At 58.4% G+C, this 22,208-nt stretch carries 18 protein-coding genes and 2 rRNA genes (1 of these 20 only partly in view); 6 read left to right on the forward strand and 14 right to left on the reverse strand.

Annotated features, from left to right (window positions below; genetic code table 11):
• Nucleotides 1–27: 27 nt before the first annotated feature.
• Nucleotides 28–753 (forward strand): 4'-phosphopantetheinyl transferase family protein, encoded by a 726-nt coding sequence (locus ACA054_RS25575; protein WP_497686730.1) that lies wholly within the window; start codon nucleotides 28–30, stop codon nucleotides 751–753.
• 26 nt (nucleotides 754–779) lie between these two features.
• Here the strand turns inward: ACA054_RS25575 and ACA054_RS25580 are convergent, their stop codons facing one another.
• Both ACA054_RS25580 and ACA054_RS25585 read right to left on the reverse strand, forming a co-directional pair.
• Nucleotides 780–2,390, reverse strand: coding sequence for an ATP-binding protein (locus ACA054_RS25580; protein ID WP_497686731.1), 1,611 nt, complete (start codon nucleotides 2,388–2,390; stop codon nucleotides 780–782).
• Nucleotides 2,387–3,109, reverse strand: coding sequence for a winged helix-turn-helix domain-containing protein (locus tag ACA054_RS25585; protein ID WP_497686732.1), 723 nt, complete (start codon nucleotides 3,107–3,109; stop codon nucleotides 2,387–2,389). Before ACA054_RS25585 ends, ACA054_RS25580 begins: the two co-directional genes overlap by 4 nt.
• A 750-nt stretch (nucleotides 3,110–3,859) precedes the next feature.
• On the opposite strand from ACA054_RS25585, the gene ACA054_RS25590 reads away from it, so the two are divergent.
• Entirely contained in the window at nucleotides 3,860–6,754 is a 2,895-nt protein-coding gene (locus ACA054_RS25590) for a ribonucleoside-diphosphate reductase subunit alpha (RefSeq protein ID WP_497686733.1), read from the forward strand.
• Between the two features lie 215 nt (nucleotides 6,755–6,969).
• On the opposite strand, the gene flgE is transcribed toward ACA054_RS25590, so the two are convergent.
• The 6 genes from flgE to ACA054_RS25620 all read right to left on the reverse strand — a co-directional run bounded on the left by flgE (nucleotide 6,970) and on the right by ACA054_RS25620 (nucleotide 12,092).
• Nucleotides 6,970–8,319 carry a flagellar hook protein FlgE gene (gene flgE, locus ACA054_RS25595; RefSeq protein WP_497686734.1) on the reverse strand — a complete coding sequence of 450 codons (1,350 nt, stop codon included), beginning with the start codon at nucleotides 8,317–8,319 and terminating at the stop codon, nucleotides 6,970–6,972.
• 32 nt (nucleotides 8,320–8,351) lie between these two features.
• On the reverse strand, nucleotides 8,352–9,074 hold the full coding sequence (gene flgD / locus ACA054_RS25600) for a flagellar hook assembly protein FlgD (RefSeq protein WP_497686735.1): 723 nt from the start codon (nucleotides 9,072–9,074) through the stop codon (nucleotides 8,352–8,354).
• 15 nt (nucleotides 9,075–9,089) lie between these two features.
• On the reverse strand, nucleotides 9,090–9,533 hold the full coding sequence (flgC, locus tag ACA054_RS25605) for a flagellar basal body rod protein FlgC (protein ID WP_459731051.1): 444 nt from the start codon (nucleotides 9,531–9,533) through the stop codon (nucleotides 9,090–9,092).
• Between the two features lie 3 nt (nucleotides 9,534–9,536).
• The gene (gene flgB, locus ACA054_RS25610; RefSeq protein WP_020800602.1) at nucleotides 9,537–9,944 is read right to left on the reverse strand and encodes a flagellar basal body rod protein FlgB; all 408 of its coding nucleotides are present in this window, start codon (nucleotides 9,942–9,944) and stop codon (nucleotides 9,537–9,539) included.
• Between the two features lie 341 nt (nucleotides 9,945–10,285).
• On the reverse strand, nucleotides 10,286–11,113 hold the full coding sequence (gene cheR / locus ACA054_RS25615) for a protein-glutamate O-methyltransferase CheR (RefSeq protein WP_497686736.1): 828 nt from the start codon (nucleotides 11,111–11,113) through the stop codon (nucleotides 10,286–10,288).
• A gap of 46 nt (nucleotides 11,114–11,159) precedes the next feature.
• On the reverse strand, nucleotides 11,160–12,092 hold the full coding sequence (locus ACA054_RS25620) for a chemotaxis protein CheV (protein WP_497636274.1): 933 nt from the start codon (nucleotides 12,090–12,092) through the stop codon (nucleotides 11,160–11,162).
• Nucleotides 12,093–12,173: 81 nt separating this feature from the next.
• Here ACA054_RS25620 and flgA point away from each other — a divergent pair, with 81 nt between their 5' ends.
• From flgA to ACA054_RS25640, 4 genes are all read left to right on the forward strand, one after another.
• Nucleotides 12,174–12,935 carry a flagellar basal body P-ring formation chaperone FlgA gene (flgA, locus tag ACA054_RS25625; protein WP_497686737.1) on the forward strand — a complete coding sequence of 254 codons (762 nt, stop codon included), beginning with the start codon at nucleotides 12,174–12,176 and terminating at the stop codon, nucleotides 12,933–12,935.
• 167 nt (nucleotides 12,936–13,102) lie between these two features.
• Complete coding sequence (flgM, locus tag ACA054_RS25630; RefSeq protein WP_497686738.1) at nucleotides 13,103–13,429, forward strand: flagellar biosynthesis anti-sigma factor FlgM; 327 nt, start codon at nucleotides 13,103–13,105, stop codon at nucleotides 13,427–13,429.
• A gap of 48 nt (nucleotides 13,430–13,477) precedes the next feature.
• On the forward strand, nucleotides 13,478–13,945 hold the full coding sequence (locus tag ACA054_RS25635) for a flagella synthesis protein FlgN (protein ID WP_497686739.1): 468 nt from the start codon (nucleotides 13,478–13,480) through the stop codon (nucleotides 13,943–13,945).
• Nucleotides 13,946–14,036: 91 nt separating this feature from the next.
• Nucleotides 14,037–14,783 carry a flagellar brake protein gene (locus tag ACA054_RS25640; RefSeq protein ID WP_497686740.1) on the forward strand — a complete coding sequence of 249 codons (747 nt, stop codon included), beginning with the start codon at nucleotides 14,037–14,039 and terminating at the stop codon, nucleotides 14,781–14,783.
• 65 nt (nucleotides 14,784–14,848) lie between these two features.
• Here the strand turns inward: ACA054_RS25640 and ACA054_RS25645 are convergent, their stop codons facing one another.
• The 6 genes from ACA054_RS25645 to ACA054_RS25670 all read right to left on the reverse strand — a co-directional run.
• A complete protein-coding gene (locus tag ACA054_RS25645) occupies nucleotides 14,849–16,219 on the reverse strand; it encodes an MFS transporter (protein WP_497686741.1) in 1,371 nt (456 codons plus the stop codon).
• A 61-nt stretch (nucleotides 16,220–16,280) separates the two neighbouring features.
• Nucleotides 16,281–17,522 carry a glutamine synthetase family protein gene (locus tag ACA054_RS25650; RefSeq protein WP_497690370.1) on the reverse strand — a complete coding sequence of 414 codons (1,242 nt, stop codon included), beginning with the start codon at nucleotides 17,520–17,522 and terminating at the stop codon, nucleotides 16,281–16,283.
• A gap of 209 nt (nucleotides 17,523–17,731) precedes the next feature.
• The gene (locus ACA054_RS25655) at nucleotides 17,732–18,424 is read right to left on the reverse strand and encodes a sensor histidine kinase (RefSeq protein WP_497686742.1); all 693 of its coding nucleotides are present in this window, start codon (nucleotides 18,422–18,424) and stop codon (nucleotides 17,732–17,734) included.
• A complete protein-coding gene (locus tag ACA054_RS25660) occupies nucleotides 18,421–20,025 on the reverse strand; it encodes a response regulator (RefSeq protein ID WP_497686743.1) in 1,605 nt (534 codons plus the stop codon). Before ACA054_RS25660 ends, ACA054_RS25655 begins: the two co-directional genes overlap by 4 nt.
• Before the next feature lie 402 nt (nucleotides 20,026–20,427).
• Nucleotides 20,428–20,543 (reverse strand): 5S ribosomal RNA (gene rrf / locus ACA054_RS25665).
• A 170-nt stretch (nucleotides 20,544–20,713) separates the two neighbouring features.
• Nucleotides 20,714–22,208 (reverse strand): 23S ribosomal RNA (locus ACA054_RS25670); it runs 1,397 nt beyond the window's last position.

Raw genomic sequence — 22,208 nt, forward strand, 5'->3', positions numbered from 1 at the left:
ACAAGGCAACCCGGCAAAATGCCCGACATGAATCCCCTCCCCGCCCTGCCCGTCTGCTGCACGCCCCTCGATGCCCATTGGCCGCTGCCGTTGGTGCTGCCCGATGCGGTGCTGTTGAGTACCCACTTCGATACTTCGCGACTGCTCAGCGATGATTTCCAGCGCAGCGCCATCGAGGCACCAGCGAGCATTCAGCGCTCGGTCGCCAAACGCCAGGCAGAATTTCTCGCCGGGCGGATCTGCGCCCGCGCAGCCCTGCAACAACTGGAAGGCCTGAACGTCAGCCCGGCCATCGGTGATGACCGGGCGCCTGTCTGGCCTGCGCACATCACCGGCTCGATCACCCATAGCACCGGTCGGGCCGCGGCGATCGTCGCGAAGAAAACCCATTGGCGCGGGTTGGGGATGGACATGGAAAACCTGCTCAATGCCGAACGTGCCGAACGCCTGGCCGGGGAAATCCTCACCCCGCCGGAACTGCAGCGCATGGCCGCTGGGCATCGCGATCAGCTGGCGTTGCTGGTCACCCTGACTTTTTCAGTGAAAGAGAGCCTGTTCAAGGCGCTCTACCCGATCGTCCGGCAACGTTTCTACTTTGAACACGCCGAGGTGCTGGAGTGGACCGAGTCAGGTGAGGTGCGGTTGCGGTTGCTGACAGACCTGTCCGGTGAATGGCGCAACGGTACCGAGCTGGAGGCGCAGTTCGGGGTCAAGGATGGGCAGCTGTTGAGTCTGGTCAGCATCAAGGCCTGAGGATTCTCAGGTCTTGTTAGCGGGCCTCAACGCTTCTCCTGACTCCTCGGCCAGCTCAAGCTGAAACACGCGCCGCCCAGGCTTTTGCTCTTGCCAATCAACGCCCGGCCGTCGTGCCAATGGATGATCCGCCGTACGATCGACAACCCCAACCCATGACCGCCCGAGGCCCGGGTCCGGCTGTCGTCAAGTCGCAGGAATGGCGTGAAAATTTTCTCCCAGGCGATTTCCGGTACGCCCGGCCCGTCATCTTCGACATCCACCCGACAGCGCTGCTGCCCCACCTGATAACTGATGGTGACCCGCGATTGAGCGTGGCGCATGGCATTGGTCACCAGATTTTGCAGCGCCCGGTGCAGGTAGCGCGGCTCGGCCTCGACCCACGCGTCGTCGCAGTCGGCGGCCGACAGGCACAATCCTCGATGCACCGTGACGTCGGCGCGCAAGGGTGCCAGCTCCTCGATCACCTGATTGACCAAGGCATCCAGGTCGATACGCTGAAAATTCAGTGCCGGCGAGCCTTGCTCCAACCGCGCGTAAGTCAGCATCTCGTCGACCAGGCGGTCGAGATCCTCGATATCGTGGTCCATGCCTTCGCAGTATTTTTCCAGGGCTTGCGGTGTCTTGGCCGAGCCGATCATTTCCAGGCCAAAGCGCAGGCGCGCCACCGGCGTGCGCAATTCGTGGGACACGGCACGCACCAGCTCTCGCTGAATGGCCAGCAGCTGTTGCAGGTGCTCGGCCATGCCGTTGAACGCCGACGCCAGTCGCCCCACCGAGTCCGCACCCCGCGTCGGCACACGGGTTTCCAGGCTGCCCTTGGCGATCCGCGTGGCCGCCGCTTCCAGCCCGCGCAAGCGGCGCTCCAGTTGCCGCACGAGCAAATAGACGATCAAGCCGATCAGGCTCAACCCCAGTGCGGCAATCAGCACCAGCCACTCTGGCGGATAAGGATTCATCTGGTACAACGGGCCGATTTCCAGCACCCAAGGCGTGCCAACCATGCCGGCGAACACCCGGATCGAATCGCCCTCCTTGCCCAGCGCCATCACGGTGTCGCCCTCGGACACCCGACGACTCTGGTCTTCGTCCATGTCGGCCTCCTGGACCGTGACCAGGCGCAAATCGAATCCAAAACCCTTGTCCTGTTTCAATTGCGCCAGGCGCACCGGCTGCTCGCCCACGGGGTAGCGCACCAGTTCGTCCGCCAACAGGTAAATCGTCGCCCGGGCGAGTTGTTCGCTGATCTGCTGGACTTCACCCGTGAGCACCAGCTGCTCCTTGTCGCTGACCAGTCGATAAACCCTGGCCGCATGCGGGCCGGTCTTCTCCACCAGGGCCTGGCCGCGCAAGACGCGGGTGCGCTGGGTGAGGTCGAGGTCGGTCTGGGCAAAGGTTTTCAGCGCCAGCGGAATCCCCAGCAGCCGCTCCCACACCAACAACGCCCGGTGGCGTTCGGTCTGGTTCATCGGTTGCAGGTTCTCGGCCATCAGCGAAAAGGTGCCGTGGGCCAGTCGTTCGCGGTACTGCTCGCCGCGCACCTGATTGAGCAAGTGCAAGGCCAGCACACCGAGTACCGCCACCAGTATCAGCGCGGCACACATGCCGCCGTAGATGCGCAGGAAGATCGAGTTCACAAGGTCGGGTCTACGCAGGCCTCGGGGACAAACAGGTAGCCTTTGCTGCGCACGGTCTTGATCAGTCGCGGGTGGTCCGGGTCATCGCCGATCTTGGGGCGGATGCGCGAGATGCGCACGTCGATGGAGCGGTCCTGGCCGTCATAGCCAATGCCGCGCAACGCGGTGAAGATTTCTTCCCGGGACAGGATGCGCCCGGCGTTGGCAACCAGCAGCCAGAGCAAGTCGAACTCGGCGCTGGTCAGTTCGATGCCGTTATCGTGCAGCCAGGCTTCGCGCAATGCATTGTCCACCACCAGCGGGCCGAATTGCAGGCGCCGTTGTTTTTCCGGAGTCACCTCCGGCGTCTCACTGCGTCGCAGCAATGCCTGGATGCGCGCCAGCAGCAAGCGCGGGCGCACCGGCTTGCACACGTAGTCGTCGGCTCCCAGGTCCAGGCCGAGGATCTGGTCGGTGTCGTCGGTGCGTGCGGTGAGCATCAGGATCGGGCCGTCATAACGGTCACGAACCTTGCGGCAAATGCTCAGGCCATCTTCGCCCGGCAGCATCAGATCGAGAATCACCAGGTCCGGTTGTTCCTTGATGATGCGGGCCGCAGCCAGCGCACCATTGCCTTCGATCGATACCCGCAGGCCATTGGCTTGCAGGTAATCGCGCGTCAGTTCGGCCAGACGTTGATCGTCCTCCACAATCAATACCTGCCAGGATTCTTGCTCCACGGGTGACCTCTACTTGCCAGAACGCTCATAAGGAAGGATCCGCCCGTCTTTTTGTAATGATAGGGGTGGATAAATTGCATACACGCTGACCGATTGTATAAACGTCGCCCACGCAGAACACAAGCCGGTAAATGCGTTCGGACAACCGGTTTTTTTGTGATAGGGTTCGCGCCCTTAAAAATCCGATCGAGCGTTTTCGCTGCTTGAAAATCGATGAAAAAAAAGCCGGGTCCAGCAGCATCGCGGCCTGCACGCCGATTCCTTTAATCACACACAATTTACGCACAGGTTTATCCACAGGTAGTACGTTGCAATCCCCCCCCAAAACGCATTATCTTGTAGCCCAGCGTAAAAAAAACCCTAGATGTAGGGTTTTTCGCAAAAAACTAAACACAAACCGGATACCAATTTCAAGCGCTTTTATTGCCTCTTTCCGGTTGAACCAAACGTAATTTCCAAAGCCCAAAACCGCGCGCGCGGATGGCTACTGTATTTCGGCCTATGGGGTGAAAAACGGTACGGGTGTTGCAGTTCCAACTGTCACCTACCAACTGTCATCTCAAAGGACCCCGGTCTCAAGCCCCAGGCGTGAGACCAAAGACTTCGGCATGGAAGCGGCGCCCAATAGCCCCCTTCCTACTGTCCCGAAGTTGTTATGCCCGGCCTTCGCCGGTTGTAGTGCTTCAGGACGGAACGGTGGGCACCGTGATAGTGCCCAAACAAACATAGAGAATGTGGAGACACCCCCCCATGCAAACCGACACAACTCGCGAGAACCCGCAGGGCACCTTGCCGCAGGCCGCTGATTCGAATTCGGATCTGTCCGCCACCGCGCCAGGCCAGCTGCGCGTGATCAAGCGTAACGGCACTGTCGTCCCTTACACCGATGACAAGATCACCGTCGCCATCACCAAAGCGTTTCTCGCAGTTGAGGGCGGCACCGCTGCCGCTTCGTCGCGAATCCACGACACCGTGGCCCGCCTGACCGAACAGGTCACTGCCACCTTCAAGCGTCGCATGCCATCGGGCGGCACCATCCACATCGAAGAGATCCAGGACCAGGTCGAACTGGCCCTGATGCGTGCCGGCGAGCAGAAAGTGGCCCGCGACTACGTGATCTACCGTGACGGTCGTTCGAAAGAACGCGCCGCCCACGCTCCGGCCGAGGCAGCGGTCGACGCTCACCCGTCGATCCGCATCACCCGCGCCGACGGCAGCCTGGCGCCGCTGGACATGGGCCGCCTGAACACCATCGTCACCGAAGCGTGCGAAGGCCTGGAAGAAGTCGACGGCGACCTGATCCAGCGCGAAACCCTGAAGAACCTGTACGACGGCGTGGCCCTGACCGACGTCAACACCGCCTTGGTGATGACCGCCCGTACCCTGGTCGAGCGTGAGCCGAACTACTCGTTCGTGACCGCCCGCTTGCTGATGGACACCCTGCGTGCCGAAGGCCTGGGCTTCCTCGGCGTCGCCGAGAGCGCGACCCACCACGAGATGGTCGACCTGTACGCCAAGGCGCTGCCGGCTTACATCGCCAAGGGTATCGAATTCGAATTGCTGAACCCGGTCCTGGCCGACTTCGACCTGGAAAAACTCGGCAAGGCAATCAACCACGAGCGCGACCAGCAGTTCACCTACCTGGGCCTGCAAACCCTGTACGACCGTTACTTCATCCACAAGGATGGCGTGCGTTTCGAACTGCCGCAGATCTTCTTCATGCGCGTGGCCATGGGCCTGGCGATCGAAGAGAAGAACAAAGAAGACCGTGCGATCGAGTTCTACAACCTGTTGTCGTCCTTCGACTACATGTCCTCGACTCCAACCCTGTTCAACGCCGGCACCCTGCGTCCACAGCTGTCCAGCTGCTACCTGACCACCGTGCCGGATGACCTCTCGGGCATCTACCACGCGATCCACGACAACGCCATGCTGTCGAAATTCGCTGGCGGCCTGGGCAACGACTGGACCCCGGTTCGTGCACTGGGTTCGTACATCAAGGGCACCAACGGCAAGTCCCAGGGCGTCGTGCCGTTCCTGAAAGTAGTGAACGACACCGCCGTCGCCGTTAACCAGGGTGGCAAGCGCAAAGGCGCTGTGTGTGCCTACCTGGAAACCTGGCACATGGACATCGAAGAATTCATCGAGCTGCGCAAGAACACCGGTGATGATCGTCGTCGTACCCACGACATGAACACCGCCAACTGGATCCCTGACCTGTTCATGAAGCGTGTCTTCGATGACGGCAAGTGGACCCTGTTCTCGCCGTCCGAAGTTCCGGACCTGCACGACCTGACCGGCAAGGCCTTCGAAGAGCGCTACGAGTACTACGAAGCCCTGACCGAGTACCCAGGCAAGGTCAAGCTGTTCAAGACCATCCAGGCCAAAGACCTGTGGCGCAAAATGCTGTCCATGCTGTTTGAAACCGGCCACCCATGGCTGACCTTCAAAGACCCGTGCAACCTGCGCAGCCCGCAGCAGCACGTCGGCGTGGTCCATAGCTCGAACCTGTGCACCGAGATCACCTTGAACACCAACAAGGACGAAATCGCCGTTTGCAACCTGGGCTCGATCAACCTGCCGAACCACATCGTCAACGGCAAGCTGGACACCGCCAAGCTGGAACGCACCGTGAACACTGCCGTGCGCATGCTCGATAACGTGATCGACATCAACTACTACTCGGTGCCACAAGCGAAGAACTCCAACTTCAAGCACCGTCCGGTTGGTCTGGGCATCATGGGCTTCCAGGACGCGCTGTACCTGCAGCACATCCCTTACGGTTCCGACGCTGCCGTCGAGTTCGCCGACAAGTCGATGGAAGCGGTCAGCTACTACGCGATCCAGGCTTCCTGCGACCTGGCTGACGAGCGCGGCTCGTACGAGACGTTCCAGGGTTCGCTGTGGTCCAAGGGCATCCTGCCGCTGGATTCGCAACAGATCCTGATCGAAGCCCGTGGCCAGAAGTACATCGATGTCGACCTGAACGAATCCCTGGATTGGGCACCGGTTCGCGCCCGTGTTCAGAAAGGTATCCGTAACTCGAACATCATGGCCATCGCACCGACGGCGACCATCGCCAACATCACTGGCGTATCGCAGTCGATCGAACCGACCTACCAGAACCTGTATGTGAAATCGAACCTGTCGGGCGAATTCACCGTGATCAACCCGTACCTGGTTCGCGACCTCAAGGCTCGCGGTCTGTGGGACTCGGTCATGATCAACGACCTGAAGTACTACGACGGTTCGGTGCAGCAGATCGAGCGCATCCCGCAAGAACTCAAAGAGCTCTACGCGACTGCCTTCGAAGTGGACACCAAGTGGATCGTCGACGCGGCCAGCCGTCGTCAGAAGTGGATCGACCAGGCTCAGTCGCTGAACCTGTACATCGCTGGCGCTTCGGGCAAGAAGCTGGACGTGACCTACCGCATGGCCTGGTACCGTGGTCTGAAAACCACCTACTACCTCCGTGCCCTGGCAGCGACCAGCACCGAGAAGTCGACCATCAACACCGGTAAGCTGAACGCTGTTTCCAGCGGTGGCAACCACGGTGAAGATTCGGTCCTGGCAGCACCTGCCGGCCCTGCTCCAGTGCCAAAGGCTTGCGCCATCGACGAGCCGGATTGCGAAGCTTGCCAATAAGCTGAGCCGGTAACGCCAAACCCCCGACAGGCCCCTGGTCTGCCGGGGGTTTTCTTTTGCCCATGAAAAAGATCGCAGCCTCGCTCGCGAGACAGCTCCTACATTGAAAGGCGATCTCTGTAGGAGCTGTCTCGCGAAGCGAGGCTGCGATTTTGATCTAAAAAAAAGCCCCTCTTGCGAGGGGCTCCTTGTGCAGCGCTTTGAGCTAACCCGCATCAGGCCATTTGAATGATGGTCTGCATGATGGTGCTCTGGGTAGAGATGGTCTTGGCGTTCGCCTGGTAATTGCTCTGCCCCTTGATCAGATCGACCAGTTCATTGGTCACGTTGACGTTCGACTCTTCCAGGGAGTTGGAGCGGATCGAACCCAGCGAGCCGGTTTCCGGCGCATCGTAACCCGGGATGCCCGAGGCGTAGGTTTCTTTCCAGCTGGTACCGCCGACTGGCTGCAGACCTTGTTCGTTGGTGAAGCTGGCCAACGCCAGTTGGCCAATCGGCTTGGTCTGGTAGTTGCTGAAGTTGGCCAACAGTACACCGCTGCCGTCGATGGTCAGGTTGGTGATCTGACCCGTGGCATAACCGTTTTGCACGGGAATGGAGCGTGCGGTGTCGGCGTTGAACTGAGTCGTGTTACCCATGGCAATCGTCAGGCCGTCCGGATCGGCGGCTGCACCATTGGCCGTCCAGACGCCATCCTTGACTGTGCCCGGGGTCCAGTCGGTGATTTTCAGCTCATTACTGATCACCGGGGCAGGCGTTGGAATGGTCGGAGGCACGGTGGGCGGAACCGGCGTGCTGACCGACACCAGTTTGCCCGATGTGTCGAAGGTCATGGTCGAAGCGATTGGCGGTGTCGCAGCGTCCGTCGGGTCGCTGCCGTCCGGATTGCGATCATCGATCAGGGTATAGGTGTCCCAGGTGTTCGGCCCAGTCTTGACCATGTATTGATCCATGGTGTGCTGGTTGCCCTGAGTGTCGAAAACCGGAGTACTGAACTGCTTGCTGAAGGTTTCCGACTTGCTCGGGTCGAACTTGTTGGCCGCCACAGTCTGATCGATCACGGGAGCCGTAGAGTTCAGGTTGATCGTCGACGACACCGCGGTGGTGGATTTCGGCGCCAAGTTGGACGTGTCGATACGCAGGTCAGTCAATACGCCGTTGACAATCTTGCCATTGGCATCCACACCGTAGCCTTGCAGGCGCGAGGTACCATCGCTGTTGGTAACGTAGCCTTCCTTGTCGACCTTGAACGTACCGGCACGGGTGTAGGACAACGAGCCGCTGTTGTTCAATACGAAGAAGCCTGAGCCATTGATGCCCATGTCCAGCACATTACCGGTGGCGCTGATATCGCCCTGGGTAAATTGTTGGGAAACGTTGGCCAGACGCACGCCGCTGCCGGTGACCTTGCTGCCCGTACCCAGTTTGGACGCTGAGTACACGTCTTCGAATTCTGCGCGGGACGATTTAAAGCCGGTGGTTGCAACGTTGGCGATGTTGTTACCGGTGACGTCCAATTGTTTGTTGGCGGCATAGAGACCGCTAAGGCCGATGTTGAAAGACATATTCCACTCCTTTTGTGCCGCGTTAGTCGGCTCTATATACCAATGGTTTGCACTTTGGACAGGGCGACACTGCCGAGCCCGGCCAGGTTGAGCATCAACTCACCGCCGGTCTGGCTGATGGTCACGCTGTTGACCGTTGCCGGCAGGTTGGTGACCAGTGCCACGCCCTTGTCATCGATGGTGGTGTTCGCCGCAAAGGTATAAGTACCCGAATCAACGACCTTGCCGGCATCGTCCTTGCCATCCCAGGTGAAGCTGCTGGTGCCGGCCTGCTGATCGTCCAGCTTGATGGTGCGGACAGTCTTGCCATCCTTGTCGGTGATTTTCACCGACACTTCAGCCACCGACTGCGGTATGACCACCGAACCGGTCATGCCCTTCGTGGTGTCGACCACGGACTTGTCGCCCGGCGCGATGACGGAACGCCCGACCAGTGCCGAAGCCTGCAACGCCTGGGACGAGTTGTAGTTGCCGGCGATGCCGGACACGGTACTGTTGAGCGTGGTGATGCCTTCCAGGCTGCTGAACTGCGCCAGCTGCGCCACGAACTCGCCGTTGCCCTGAGGCTCCAGCGGGTTCTGGTTTTTCAGCTGGGTCACCAGCAATTGCAGGAACGCATCCTTGCCCAGGGCCTTTTTGCCCGTGGCACTACCGGCTGCCGATGCCAGGCTATCGGAGTTGGTATTGGTCTTGATCGAAGAGTTGGCCAGGATGTCGTTGAGGCTCAGGCCACTGGTGGTATCGGTAACACTCATCTGAGTCGCCCCTTATCACTGACCGAGGGTCAGGACCTTCTGCATCATGGTCTTGGCGGTATTCATCATTTCGGCGTTGGTCTGGAACGAACGGCTCGCGGAAATCATGTCAGCCATTTCTTCCACCACGTTGACGTTCGGGTAGTAGACATAGCCCTTGGCATCGGCGGCCGGATGGTTCGGCTCGTAGCGTGCTTCAAGGTTGCTTTGGTCTTCGACTACGCCCAGTACCTGCACGCCTTGACCGGCCGCGTCCTGATTCTGGAACAGAGAATCGCTGCCACCGCCTTGGCCGCCCTGGAACATGGTGGCGAACACCGGGTGACGCGCACGGTAGGTCTGGTCGATGCTCGACGAGACAGTCTCGGCGTTGGCAATGTTCGAGGCCACGGTGTTCAAGCGCGTGGTCTGGGCACTCATGCCGCTACCGGCAATGTTGAAAACACTGGATAGAGACATGACTTACTCTCCGCGCAGGGCTGACACCAGCCCTTTGAATTTACTGTTGAGCAGGGTGAAGCTGGCCTGGAAGTTGACGGAGTTTTCCGCGTAGTTCGACTGTTCCAGCTGGGCGTCCACGGTGTTCTGGTCGATCGACGGTTGCATCGGCGTGCGGTACATCAGCGACTCGTCGCCATTGCCTAGACCCTGGGCTTCGATATGACGGCTGTTGGTCATGTTCAGGGCGAAGGTGCCGTTTTTGGCTTTATCGTTCTGCGCCTCGAGCACTTTCGAGAACTCCAGGTCCCGAGCCTTGTAGTTCGGGGTGTCGGCGTTGGCAATGTTGTTGGCCAGGACTTCGGCACGCTGAGCGCGGAAGCCCAATGCCTTTTCGTGAATACCGAGCGCTTTATCGAAGCTGATGCTCATGTCGGGAAACCTTCGGCTGACCTGATTTTTCGTACGATGGACATAGCAAGCGTCATGCCAATTCAAAAAAGCCCATAAACCGGGGCTTTGCGAGCACAGGTCCAGGCGGCAACGACAGAAAAGCGGCAACCGGTTTCCGCTGGATGCCGCTTTTCTGCCGCTTAGTCGACGCAACACGTTCCCTGTAGGAGCTGCCGGAGGCTGCGATCTTTTGATCTGGATCTTTAACAAAACAAAATCAAAAGATCGCAGCCTGCGGCAGCTCCTACGTGATGCAAAAGCGGCGGTCATAAAAAAGGGAGTCCTTGAGGACTCCCGTTTTTATGACCGCCGCTTTTGCATCACTTCGCCTGGTAAATAATCCCCGGGCTGCACTGGACCATCTGGTAATGATCCGGCAATCCGTTCAGCGCTTCGGACGCACCGAGGAACAGATAACCTCCCGGCTTCAACGTGCTGTGAATGCGCAACAGGATGTCCTTCTTCACTTCGGCGGAGAAGTAGATCAGCACGTTGCGACAGAACACGATGTCGAACTTGCCAAGGCTCGCGTAGCTGTCCAGCAGGTTGAACGAGCGAAACTCGACCCGGCTCTTGATCGGTGCCTTGATCGCCCAGCGCCCCGGCCCCTTAGGGTCGAAATAACGCTGCAGCCGCTCGGGGGACAGGCCGCGACCGATGGCCAGGCTGTCGTACTCGCCGGTCTTGCAGTTGTTCAGCATGGTACCGGAAAGGTCGGTGGCCACAATCTGCACGCCCATCCTCAACTGCCCGGCATTGAATCGCTCGAACTCGTCGATGGACATCGACAGCGAATACGGTTCCTGGCCCGACGAACACGCCGCCGACCAGATCCGCAGACGCTGGCCGGGACTGGCCTTGATCGCTTCGGGCAGCACCTTGTTCTTCAACACTTCAAACGGATAGGTATCACGAAACCATAGGGTTTCGTTGGTCGTCATCGCATCCACGACCATCTCGCGCAACCCGCTGCGCGGCTGGCTCTGAATGCGCTGGACCAGCTCACCCAGGGACTTGATGCCTTGCTGCTCCATCAGTTTGTTGAGACGGCTGGAGACCAGATACTGCTTGTTTTCACCGAGCAAAATGCCACAGGCTTTTTCCAGGAACACCCGGAACTGTTCGAAATCCAAATTACCCGTAGACAATGCTGCCGCCTCTAAAATCGTGTTGACTGCCGGGGGCCGAACGCCCCTAGCTGATGTCTGCTGCTTTGATCCGGTCGACTACCCGGGATGCCAGGTCATCAGGACGGAATTTGGCCAGGAAGTCATCGGCACCGACCTTCCTCACCATCGCCTGATTGAACACACCCGACAACGAAGTATGCAGGATGATATGAAGCTTTTGCATGCGAGGGTCGTTGCGGATCTCGGCCGTGAGGGTGTATCCGTCCATTTCCGGCATCTCGATGTCGGAAATCATCATCAGGAACTCCTCCTCCGGCTTCTTGCCCTCGTCGACCAGTTTGCGCAGGTAATCCAGCGCTTGCCGACCGTCGTTCAACGCCACCACTTCAACACCGACCGTTTGCAGGCAACGGGTGACCTGCTTGCGCGCCACCGACGAGTCATCGACCGTCAACACGCGCAAGGAGAGCGCCTTGTGCTGGGTCTCGACATCCACCACGCCGGCGGAAATCGCTTCCGGGGTCGGTGCCACTTCCGCCAGCACCTTCTCGACGTCGATGATTTCCACTAACTGGTTGTCGACCCGAGTCACCGCCGTCAGGTAATGATCACGCCCCGTGCCCTTGGGTGGTGGATGAATCTCCTCCCAGTTCATGTTGACGATGCGTTCCACCGAGCGCACCAGGAAGCCCTGGGTCTTGGTGTTGTACTCCGTGATGATCACGAAGGGGTTGTTCTTGTCCTTCAAGCCACCGGAACCGGTCGCCATCGCCAGATCAAGGATCGGAATGGTCGCCCCCCGGATATTCGCCACACCACACACGACAGGACTGGACTTGGGCATCAACGTCAGTTTGGGGCATTGCAGCACCTCCCGCACCTTGAACACGTTGATCCCATACAGCTGCTGGCCGTCGAGACGGAACAACAGCAACTCAAGGCGATTCTGCCCCACCAGTTGCGTGCGCTGGTTTACCGAATCCATTACACCAGCCATGCCTGACTCCTACGCCAACGCTAAGTGTTGTTGCGACGCGCCTTCATCACTAAACGGCACGGCGCTTGCTTTTTAACTGTTATGAACACAGAACCGACATTATTCCGACGCCTGACCACTCCGTGCCGCCACTGGCTCGGGGTGTTGTCGGCTGTTTGCCTGTTCAACGCTGGCAGCCCTGCCCTTGCTGACGCGGTTACCTTGCCTGACATGCTTATCGGCGTCACCCAGGGCTTTCTTGAATTCACCGTAGAGGACTATTTGGCGACCAGTCAAACCCAAGGTCGCTACGAAATCCAGGTGAACCCGCTCGATCCGCGCTTGCGCATGCCGATGTGCGACAAGGAATTGACAGCCACCTTGGAGAGTCCGGCCAAGCCGTTGGGTCGCGTAACGGTCAAGGTTCGCTGCGAGGGAACATCCCCCTGGACAGTCTTCGTACCCGCTCAAGTACGCCTGTTTCGCGAGGTCGTCACCACCACCCGGCCACTGCGTCGCGCCGGTATTGTCGAACCGCAGGACGTCATGCTTCGTGAGCGCGATATCAGCCTGCTCAACCAGGGTTATCTGACGGCCGTGGACCAGGCCATCGGGCAACGACTTACCCGACCAATGGTCAATGATCAGGTCATCAGCCTGGTGCACATCGAACAGGCGCAAGTCATAAGCAAGGGCGACCAGGTGGTGATTACCGCCCGCAGTGGTACGCTCAGCGTGCGAATGCCCGGCGAGGCATTGGCCAGTGGTGGCCTGAGCGAACAGATTCGAGTCAAGAACCTCAATTCCAAACGGGTCATCAAGGCGCAGGTCATCGCGCCGGGCCAGGTGGAAGTGTCCATGTAGAGCTTGTTGCGGGTGAAGATGTGGCGCCGACCTCGGCGGTTCCCTAAACTGTGTGCCAGGCACGGCAAGCGCTGGCGCGCGCAAGCTCATTTGATAAATGAGCCTAAAGTTTTTCAGGGAATGGCCGAAAACATGGCAAGCGTCCAAATTCCCAGAGGTTTTTTACCATGGTCATCGATTTCAGCCGTTTGAACAGCTCCCCGTCACCCACGGGCAGTACACGTACCAGCGCCGCCAGGGAAACTGCCGAAACCGGCAAGCCTGCCGAGCCCACCCCCTCGGCCGAACAGGCCAGTACCGTCAAAAGCGGGGAATCGGTACATCTGAGCAATGAGGCGCAACAGTTGCAGAAGATCACCGATACGCTGCGCGATCAGCCTGCCGTCGACAAATCCCGCGTGGCCGAGTTGAAAGCAGCCATCGCCGATGGCAGCTATAAAGTCGACAGCAACCGTGTAGCCAGCAAATTGCTCAACTTCGAAGCCCAGCGCTAGGCCTCGGCCCGCGCCAGGCTTTTGGACGCTTAAACCCCAAGGCCAGCCATGCACGACACTAATTTACTGCAACTGATCACCGACGACCTTGCTCCAGCGCAACGCTTGCTGGAGTTACTGCGCACCGAATCCCTCGCTTTGCATGGCCGCGACATGCAGTTGCTGGAAGAGATTCTGGCGCAGAAGCAGGCAATGATCATCGAGCTCGAACAGCATGGCCGCAAACGCAGTGAGATTCTCGCCAGCCTCAACCTGCCAGCCAACCGCAGCGGTCTGGAGCAACTGGCCAGCCAATCGAGCGTTGGCGAAGCGCTGCTGGCGCAAAGTGATGTACTGACCGACCTTCTGGCTCAATGCCACGCCGCCAACGCGAACAATGGACAGTCGATCCTTGTACAGCAGGCCGCCACGGCCACCCAGCTGAGAATCCTTAACGGCGGCGAACAGCCCGCGCTCTATGACGCCAGCGGATCATTCTCCAGGCTTGTGAAACCACGCCCGCTCAGTCAGGCTTGAGCCTGTCGATAAGCACGCTCTATCAAGACGCGAAACATGCTGGCAAAATGCCGCCTGCCGTAGTCAACATTTGTCTGGAGATTGATTAACCGTGTCCAATGCCTTAAACGCGGAAGATGCGCCGCAGCCACCCAAGGTGCTCAGCACGCCCCTGGAAATCTCCGGCAATTTGCGCCAGCTGCTAGACAGCCATGACCCGCTGATTATCACGTTCCACGAGCGCAGCCAGCGCTTCCAGAGCTATCTGGTGGACCTTGATCGTGAACGCAACATGATTGCCCTGGACGAAATGATTCCCCGCGATGGCGAACGTTTCCTGCTGGCCGGCGAACCCTTCAAAGTCGAAGGTTTCCATGAAGGCGTGCGCATCGCATGGGAAAGCAATGGTCCGCTGACCATCGACGAATCCAACGGCAGCCGTTGCTACCGTGGCATCCTGCCCGATGAAGTCGTCTACCACCAGCGCCGCAATGCGTTCCGTGCCGCATTGAAACTGGCCCAACTGGTCAACGTCAATCTGGACGGTGAAAAACTCAAGGCATCGATCAGTGGCAAGCTACTGGACATTTCCGCCACTGGCTGCAAGTTGCGCTTCGAAGGCGACATCACCGGCAGCCTGCAACTGGGGCAGGTTTACGACCGTTTCAGCGCCGATCTGCCCTTCGGCAAAATGACGGCACCGGTTGAACTACGCTACCTGCACTTCGAAGAAAAGATCTCAACCACCTTCGCCGGCGTTCGCTTCCACAACATGAGCGGGCTGGTGCAGCGTCAGGTCGAGCGGTTCGTCTACCAGTTGCAACGCGAAGCGCGGCGCTTCGACAAAGACGACTTCTGAGACAACGTCTCAAGCAAAAAACGGGCAGTCCCTTGCGGTGACTGCCCGTTTTTTTTGCCTGAATGTCAGGGCCTGGCTTCGGTAAAACTCTGCTCCCTGCCTGAATCCGGTTCTTGCGGTGGATGATCGGTTTCCGGTTCCGGTTCCGGTTCCGGACTCGGCTCAGAAGGAATCGGATTCTGCATCTGATCCTGCACCACTTGCTCATCCACCCGCGGGTCAAGGGCCGCCACCAGTGGCGAACTCGACATGCTGTCCGGCATGGCGACGTGGTGCAGTGGCGCGTCGTCCACCTGATGCAGATTGGTCACCGCTTTCGGACGAATTCGCCACACCAGCACCAACGCAAAGAAACTGAAGAACGCGTAGAGCATCTGGCTGCCGAACAACTTCATCAGCACACCCGCCACCAGTGGCCCGATGCTGGCGCCCACGCCGTAGGTCACCAGCAACATCGCCGTCAGCGATACCCGTCGATCTCCTTCGACATGGTCATTGGAGAAAGCCACTGCCAACGGATACAGGCAGAACTGGACCAACGAGCAGAGGAATCCGGCGGCAAACAGGACTTCCAGCGGCACCCGTTCCATGATCGCCAGCGGCAACGCAGCCAACGCCAGGCTGAACGCGAAACACCGAATCAACAGCGCCCGGTCATAGCGATCGGACAACCATCCCAACGGCCACTGCACCAGCAACCCGGCAAAAATGCAGCTACCCATGAACAGGCCGACCTGCTCCGTGGACAACCCTTGCTGAGAGGCGTACAGCGGCGCCAGACCGTAGAACGAGCCGACAATCAGCCCTGCCCCCAGGACGGTACTCAATGACTGCGGCACGCGCTTGATAAAGAACCGAGGCTCCATCGGCGCTGGATGCAAGGGCGCCGGGTGAATCCGCCGGGTCAGGGCCACCGGCACCAGGCAAAGCGCGAAACAGAGGGCCACCAGCATCAGCAGTTCCAGCCCCAGACCCGGGTGCATGACCAGAATCAACTGACCCAGCACCAGCCCCAGGTAGGAGGCGATCATGTATCCACTGAACACCAGCCCGCGCTGCTTGGCATCGGCCTGCTCATTCAGCCAGCTCTCAATGACCATGTACTGGCACATCATGCCCAGACCGACGATCACCCGCAGGAACAACCAGGCAGGCAACCAGTTCACCAGGCCATGGCCCAGCACCGCCGCGCCGACGATCCCGGCACAGGCCGAGTAGGCTCGGATATGCCCGACCCTGGCAATCAACCGATGGCCGATCTTGCCACCCAGCACCAGGCCGAAATAGTTGGCGGCCATCAACGCACCGACCCACAGGCTGTCGACATGATCGGCAGCCAGGCGCAACGCCAGGTAAGTACTCAACAGGCCTGAGCCGATCAGCATCATCAGCGAAGCGAAATAAAGCGCTCGAAAGGATTTCCAGATTTGGCGCAACGAGCGGCTCCTCGCAGTGGGTGACGGGCTATTCAAACGATAGCCCGGTGTCGACATTTCGTCAGGCCTGGGCGGCTAGGACACGCCGCTCCCAGGGAGTAATTTCATCATAGAAACTGGTCAGCTCCATGGTCTTCGAAGCGATGTAGCCTTCGATGAACTCCTTGCCGAACAGTTCAATGGCCAACTGACTACGTTTCAGACGTTCCAGCGCTGCATGCAAGGTACAGGGTAATGAAAGTTTATCCGGCACTTGGAACTCACCCTGGATCGGCTCGTCGGGTTCCAGTTGGTGTTCGATGCCGTGCAACCCGGCCGCCAGACTCGCTGCAATCGCCAGATACGGATTGGCGTCAGCCCCCGGCAAGCGGTTCTCGACCCGACGAGCGACTGGCGAACTGGCGGGAATGCGCAAACCGGCCGACCGGTTGTCATGGGACCAGCAGGCGTTGTTCGGTGATGCAAAAGGATGGCACAAGCGCTGATACGAATTCACGTTAGGCGCAAACAACGCGGTGAAATCCGCCATGCCGGCTTGCTGACCACCGATGAAATGACGGAAGGTCGCGCTCGGTTCACCGGCTTCGTCGCTGAAGACATTTCGACCCGTGCCAATCTCGACGATGCTCTGGTGAATGTGCATCGAGCTGCCTGGCGTATGCGCCAATGGCTTGGCCATGCAAACCACGATCAGGCCGTGCTTGAGCGCGACTTCCTTGAGCAAATGCTTGAACAGGAATGTCTGGTCGGCCAGCAGCAAAGGATCGCCGTGCAGCAGGTTGATTTCGAACTGACTGACACCCATCTCGTGCATGAAGGTATCGCGAGGCAGGCCCAGCGCTGCCATGCACTCATAGACCTCGCGGAAGAACGGCCGCAGGCCATTGTTGGAACTGACACTGAACGCCGAGTGACCCTCCTCGCGACGACCGTCCAGGCCCGTCGGTGGCTGGAAGGGCTGGGTCGAATCGGGATTGGGAGCGAAGACAAAAAACTCCAGCTCGGTGGCCACCACCGGCGCCAGGCCAATGGCCGCGTAACGCGCGATGACCGCCTTGAGCTGGCCGCGGGTCGACAGGTTGGAGCTTTCGCCCGTCAACTCATCCGCATCGCAGATGGCCAATGCCCGAGGCTGCTTACTCCAGGGCAAGCGGTGGATCTGCGCCGGGTCAGGGACCAGCGCGAGGTCGCCGTCGTCGCAACCGTAAAAGCGTGCCGGCGGATATCCGCCCATGATGCATTGCAGCATCACGCCCCGCGCCATCTGCAAACGGCGTCCTTCAAGGAAGCCCTCGGCAGTCATCACTTTGCCCCGGGGTACGCCATTCAAGTCCGGCGTGACGCATTCGATCTCATCAATGCCCGTCAATCGCTGCGCGAGTGAGCTCAGGCCATCGGTTGTCATGACACTATCCTTGTTTTTATACGAGCCGCGAGCGGCAACTCGTACAAAATAGGCTCCGCGTGTTCAGAATATCAAGCACGATGCACAAAAATGTAGGAGCTGTTGACTCAAGGAAGAAAGAGCCTGAAGACGCCCCCACCCAAAGGGCCACCATTGCTGATTTCCGTGCGTCCACCTACGCCGTTGCGTTGATGCAGTGCCGCAATCCGATCGGCGAAGTACAGCCCCAGGCCGGTGCTGCCAGTGCTGTAATTGATACCCTGCACGTACTCGGCCTGGCGCTCGATCATCTGTGGGGGATAACCTTCACCATCGTCGTTGATGGTCAAGACCAGTTGCCCGGCTTCGTCGCTGGCACTGATCAACACCGCGTGACGGGCATAACGGATCGCGTTGTTGATGCTGTTGGCCAGTACCGAAGCGATCAGCTCACGGTCGAAGAAACCCAAGGGGCTCAAGGGATCGACTTCAAACGTGGCGGCAATACCGCGGCTGGCGAACACGTCTTGATGACACGCCAATTGCGCCTCGATGAAGTCGTCCAGTTCGTGGTAGGCCGGCTGCAGGGGCATCTGGTTGACACCCAGTTTGTACAGGCCCAGCAACTGCACCAGCATGCCATTGAGGTGCGCGAACTCGAATTCGATCACACCCAGCGAAGGAGTATGTCGGGCAGACGCCGGCAAACCCGCCAGGCATTGGCTATGTGCCTGCATCAGCATGGCCAGCGAATTCTTCATGTCGTGTACGGTGGACGCAATCACCGTCGAGAAATCAAGTGCCTGTTGGTGCTCGTTCATTCGCCAAATGCCTTGTTCTTGAGCTTTTGATAACGCGCAAAACGCGAGTCGGTGTCCGGCATCAAGCCGACCATTTTCAGGCAGGCCCGACATTCCACCAGTTCCGTCGAGGGGACATTGGTATCAGTGCCATGCAGCAACGCCTGTGCGAGGTTCAGCGCGATACTGATGTTCTTCGGCTGCAGCGCCAGGGCTTTGCGGAAAATGCCCCGGGCCTGCACCAGGTCACCGGTCTTGTACACGCGCACGCCCTGCCGATTGAGATCAGCTGCTACGTTGACGGAGTTGAGGATGCTCGGATCGTCGGTCAACTTTGCAATGCCCTTCATCACCGCAGGATCGTCGCCGTAAATCTCTGCGCAGTTTTTCAACATCGAAGCGCCCGCATTGGCTTGACCAAGCATTTGCAATTGCTTGGCCACCAACAGCGCCGCTTCGGCACTCATGAACTGCTGCATGCCATCGAGTCGCATCATGGCTTGCTCGGTCAGTTTTTCCGCCGTTTCGGCGTCGTTGATCAGCAGACTGGTCGCCTTCATCAATCGCGCCCTGATTTGCAGACCGGGATCGGACGGGTTCTCCTTGGCCACCGCACTCAGGGTCGTGTTGATTTCCAGACGAGTCCGGGTATCCAAGCCTTTTTCACTGCCTTTGCTGATCAATGCGTGAGCCAGTCCAAGGTTGCTTTCCGCATCCTTGAAACGTGACTGGGCACCTTGGGCAACAGCCTGGCGGTAAGCTTTGGACGCCGTGTCAAAATCTTCATTGGTCATTGCCAATTTGCCCAGTTGCGCTTGCCTGCGCACAGCCAGTGGCGACAAGCGAATCGCCTCTTCCAGGACGCGTTGGGCGGCCTTGGTGTCCCCTTCGGCAACCAGCACCTCTGCCATACCATCGTAGAGCGCCGGCATCATCGGGAACACTTTCAGGGCTTTTTGGTAGAGGGCTTTTGCCTGGGTGACCTGACCCCGCTTGAACAGCAACTTGCCCAGCCCGGCAAATGCCCACGGCAAGGGTCGATCGGCAATGATGCCGTCGTAGAGACGTTCCAAGACCTCATTCTGATTGAGGTCGCGCAGAGCATCGGCGCGGTAGCGCAAGCACAACGGCGAATAGCGAATGTCCTGTTTGCACAAGGCTATGCAGGCATTGAGCACTTCAACCGGCTTGCCCCGGTCGAGGGCCTGGAGTATCGGCTTGAGCAACGTCTTGCGCTGCACCAGTCGCTCCAGGCGTTGGGCCAGACCGGAACGGTTGAAGGGCTTGGTCAGGTAAGCATCAGGCTCGTGCTCCAGGGCGCTGAGCACCATGGCCTGGCTGGTTTCAGCGGTGACCATCACGAATACACTCTCATGACTGATCAACTTGTCGATCATCAGGTCTTCAAGCACCTGCTGACCATTCTTCTTGCCATCGCCCAGATGGAAATCCTGCAGGATGAAATCGTAGGATTTCTGCGAACACATCTTCAGCGCCTGTTCGCCAGTGTCGGCCGTGTCCACATCCTTGACACCCAGCTCCCGCAACATCGACCTGACCGAACTGCGGAAATCCGAGAAATCATCGACGATCAGAAAACTCTTTTGGTGATACGACAGCATCGAAGATTTCCAGGCAATTTAAGAAGAAGAACCTAAAGGCGAATGCACGAACAAGATCAGCTTCACTGCCCTTTACGGCGCGCAGATGATAGCTGTTAGCCATCACTCATCAAGGGATTTCTCTGGAAACCGTGATGCCTGTTAAAGGCTGCGAGAAGTAAAGATCGCTGCGAGCCTATGGGTTATCGGCCAGCAGTAGCGTTCTCTTGAAGCGAAGGAGTGGAATTTGACGGTTTGGCTTCATTGTAGGGTAGGAGCGAGGCTTGCCCGCGAAGCATACGCCACGGTACGTCAGATACAGCGCGTCATCGTTCTTCGCGGGCAAGCCTCGCTCCTACAGAAAAAAGAGCCAGAAAGACAAAACCCCTACCTGCATGCGCAGATAGGGGTTTTGGAATTTAATCTTGACGATGACCTACTCTCACATGGGGAAACCCCACACTACCATCGGCGATGCATCGTTTCACTGCTGAGTTCGGGATGGGATCAGGTGGTTCCAATGCTCTATGGTCGTCAAGAAATTCGGGTACTGAGTCGTGACCAGTTGGCCTCGCTTCAGCAAATTGGGTATGTGATAGCTTCGGTGCTTTGTGAGTATCTCGAACTTTCGGTTCGTTTCGTCTTCACACACCGCAATCTGGTCTCTTTCGTCTTTTCAACTAGGAGCATCAAATTGCTTGGGTGTTATATGGTCAAGCCTCACGGGCAATTAGTATTGGTTAGCTCAACGCCTCACAGCGCTTACACACCCAACCTATCAACGTCGTAGTCTTCGACGGCCCTTCAGGGGACTCAAGGTCCCAGTGAGATCTCATCTTGAGGCTAGTTTCCCGCTTAGATGCTTTCAGCGGTTATCTATTCCGAACATAGCTACCCGGCAATGCCACTGGCGTGACAACCGGAACACCAGAGGTTCGTCCACTCCGGTCCTCTCGTACTAGGAGCAGCCCCTCTCAAATCTCAAACGTCCACGGCAGATAGGGACCGAACTGTCTCACGACGTTCTAAACCCAGCTCGCGTACCACTTTAAATGGCGAACAGCCATACCCTTGGGACCGGCTTCAGCCCCAGGATGTGATGAGCCGACATCGAGGTGCCAAACACCGCCGTCGATATGAACTCTTGGGCGGTATCAGCCTGTTATCCCCGGAGTACCTTTTATCCGTTGAGCGATGGCCCTTCCATACAGAACCACCGGATCACTAAGACCTACTTTCGTACCTGCTCGACGTGTCTGTCTCGCAGTCAAGCGCGCTTTTGCCTTTATACTCTACGACCGATTTCCGACCGGTCTGAGCGCACCTTCGTACTCCTCCGTTACTCTTTAGGAGGAGACCGCCCCAGTCAAACTACCCACCATACACTGTCCTCGATCCGGATAACGGACCTGAGTTAGAACCTCAAAGTTGCCAGGGTGGTATTTCAAGGTTGGCTCCACGCGAACTGGCGTCCACGCTTCAAAGCCTCCCACCTATCCTACACAAGCAAATTCAAAGTCCAGTGCAAAGCTATAGTAAAGGTTCACGGGGTCTTTCCGTCTAGCCGCGGATACACTGCATCTTCACAGCGATTTCAATTTCACTGAGTCTCGGGTGGAGACAGCGCCGCCATCGTTACGCCATTCGTGCAGGTCGGAACTTACCCGACAAGGAATTTCGCTACCTTAGGACCGTTATAGTTACGGCCGCCGTTTACCGGGGCTTCGATCAAGAGCTTCGCGTTAGCTAACCCCATCAATTAACCTTCCGGCACCGGGCAGGCGTCACACCCTATACGTCCACTTTCGTGTTTGCAGAGTGCTGTGTTTTTAATAAACAGTCGCAGCGGCCTGGTATCTTCGACCGGCGTGGGCTTACGCAGTAAATGCTTCACCCTCACCGGCGCACCTTCTCCCGAAGTTACGGTGCCATTTTGCCTAGTTCCTTCACCCGAGTTCTCTCAAGCGCCTTGGTATTCTCTACCCAACCACCTGTGTCGGTTTGGGGTACGGTTCCTGGTTACCTGAAGCTTAGAAGCTTTTCTTGGAAGCATGGCATCAACCACTTCGTGTTCCAAAGGAACACTCGTCATCAGCTCTCGGCCTTAGAATCCCGGATTTACCTAAGATTCCAGCCTACCACCTTAAACTTGGACAACCAACGCCAAGCTGGCCTAGCCTTCTCCGTCCCTCCATCGCAATAAC

The sequence above is a fragment of the Pseudomonas sp. LBUM1653 genome, assembly GCF_059716115.1.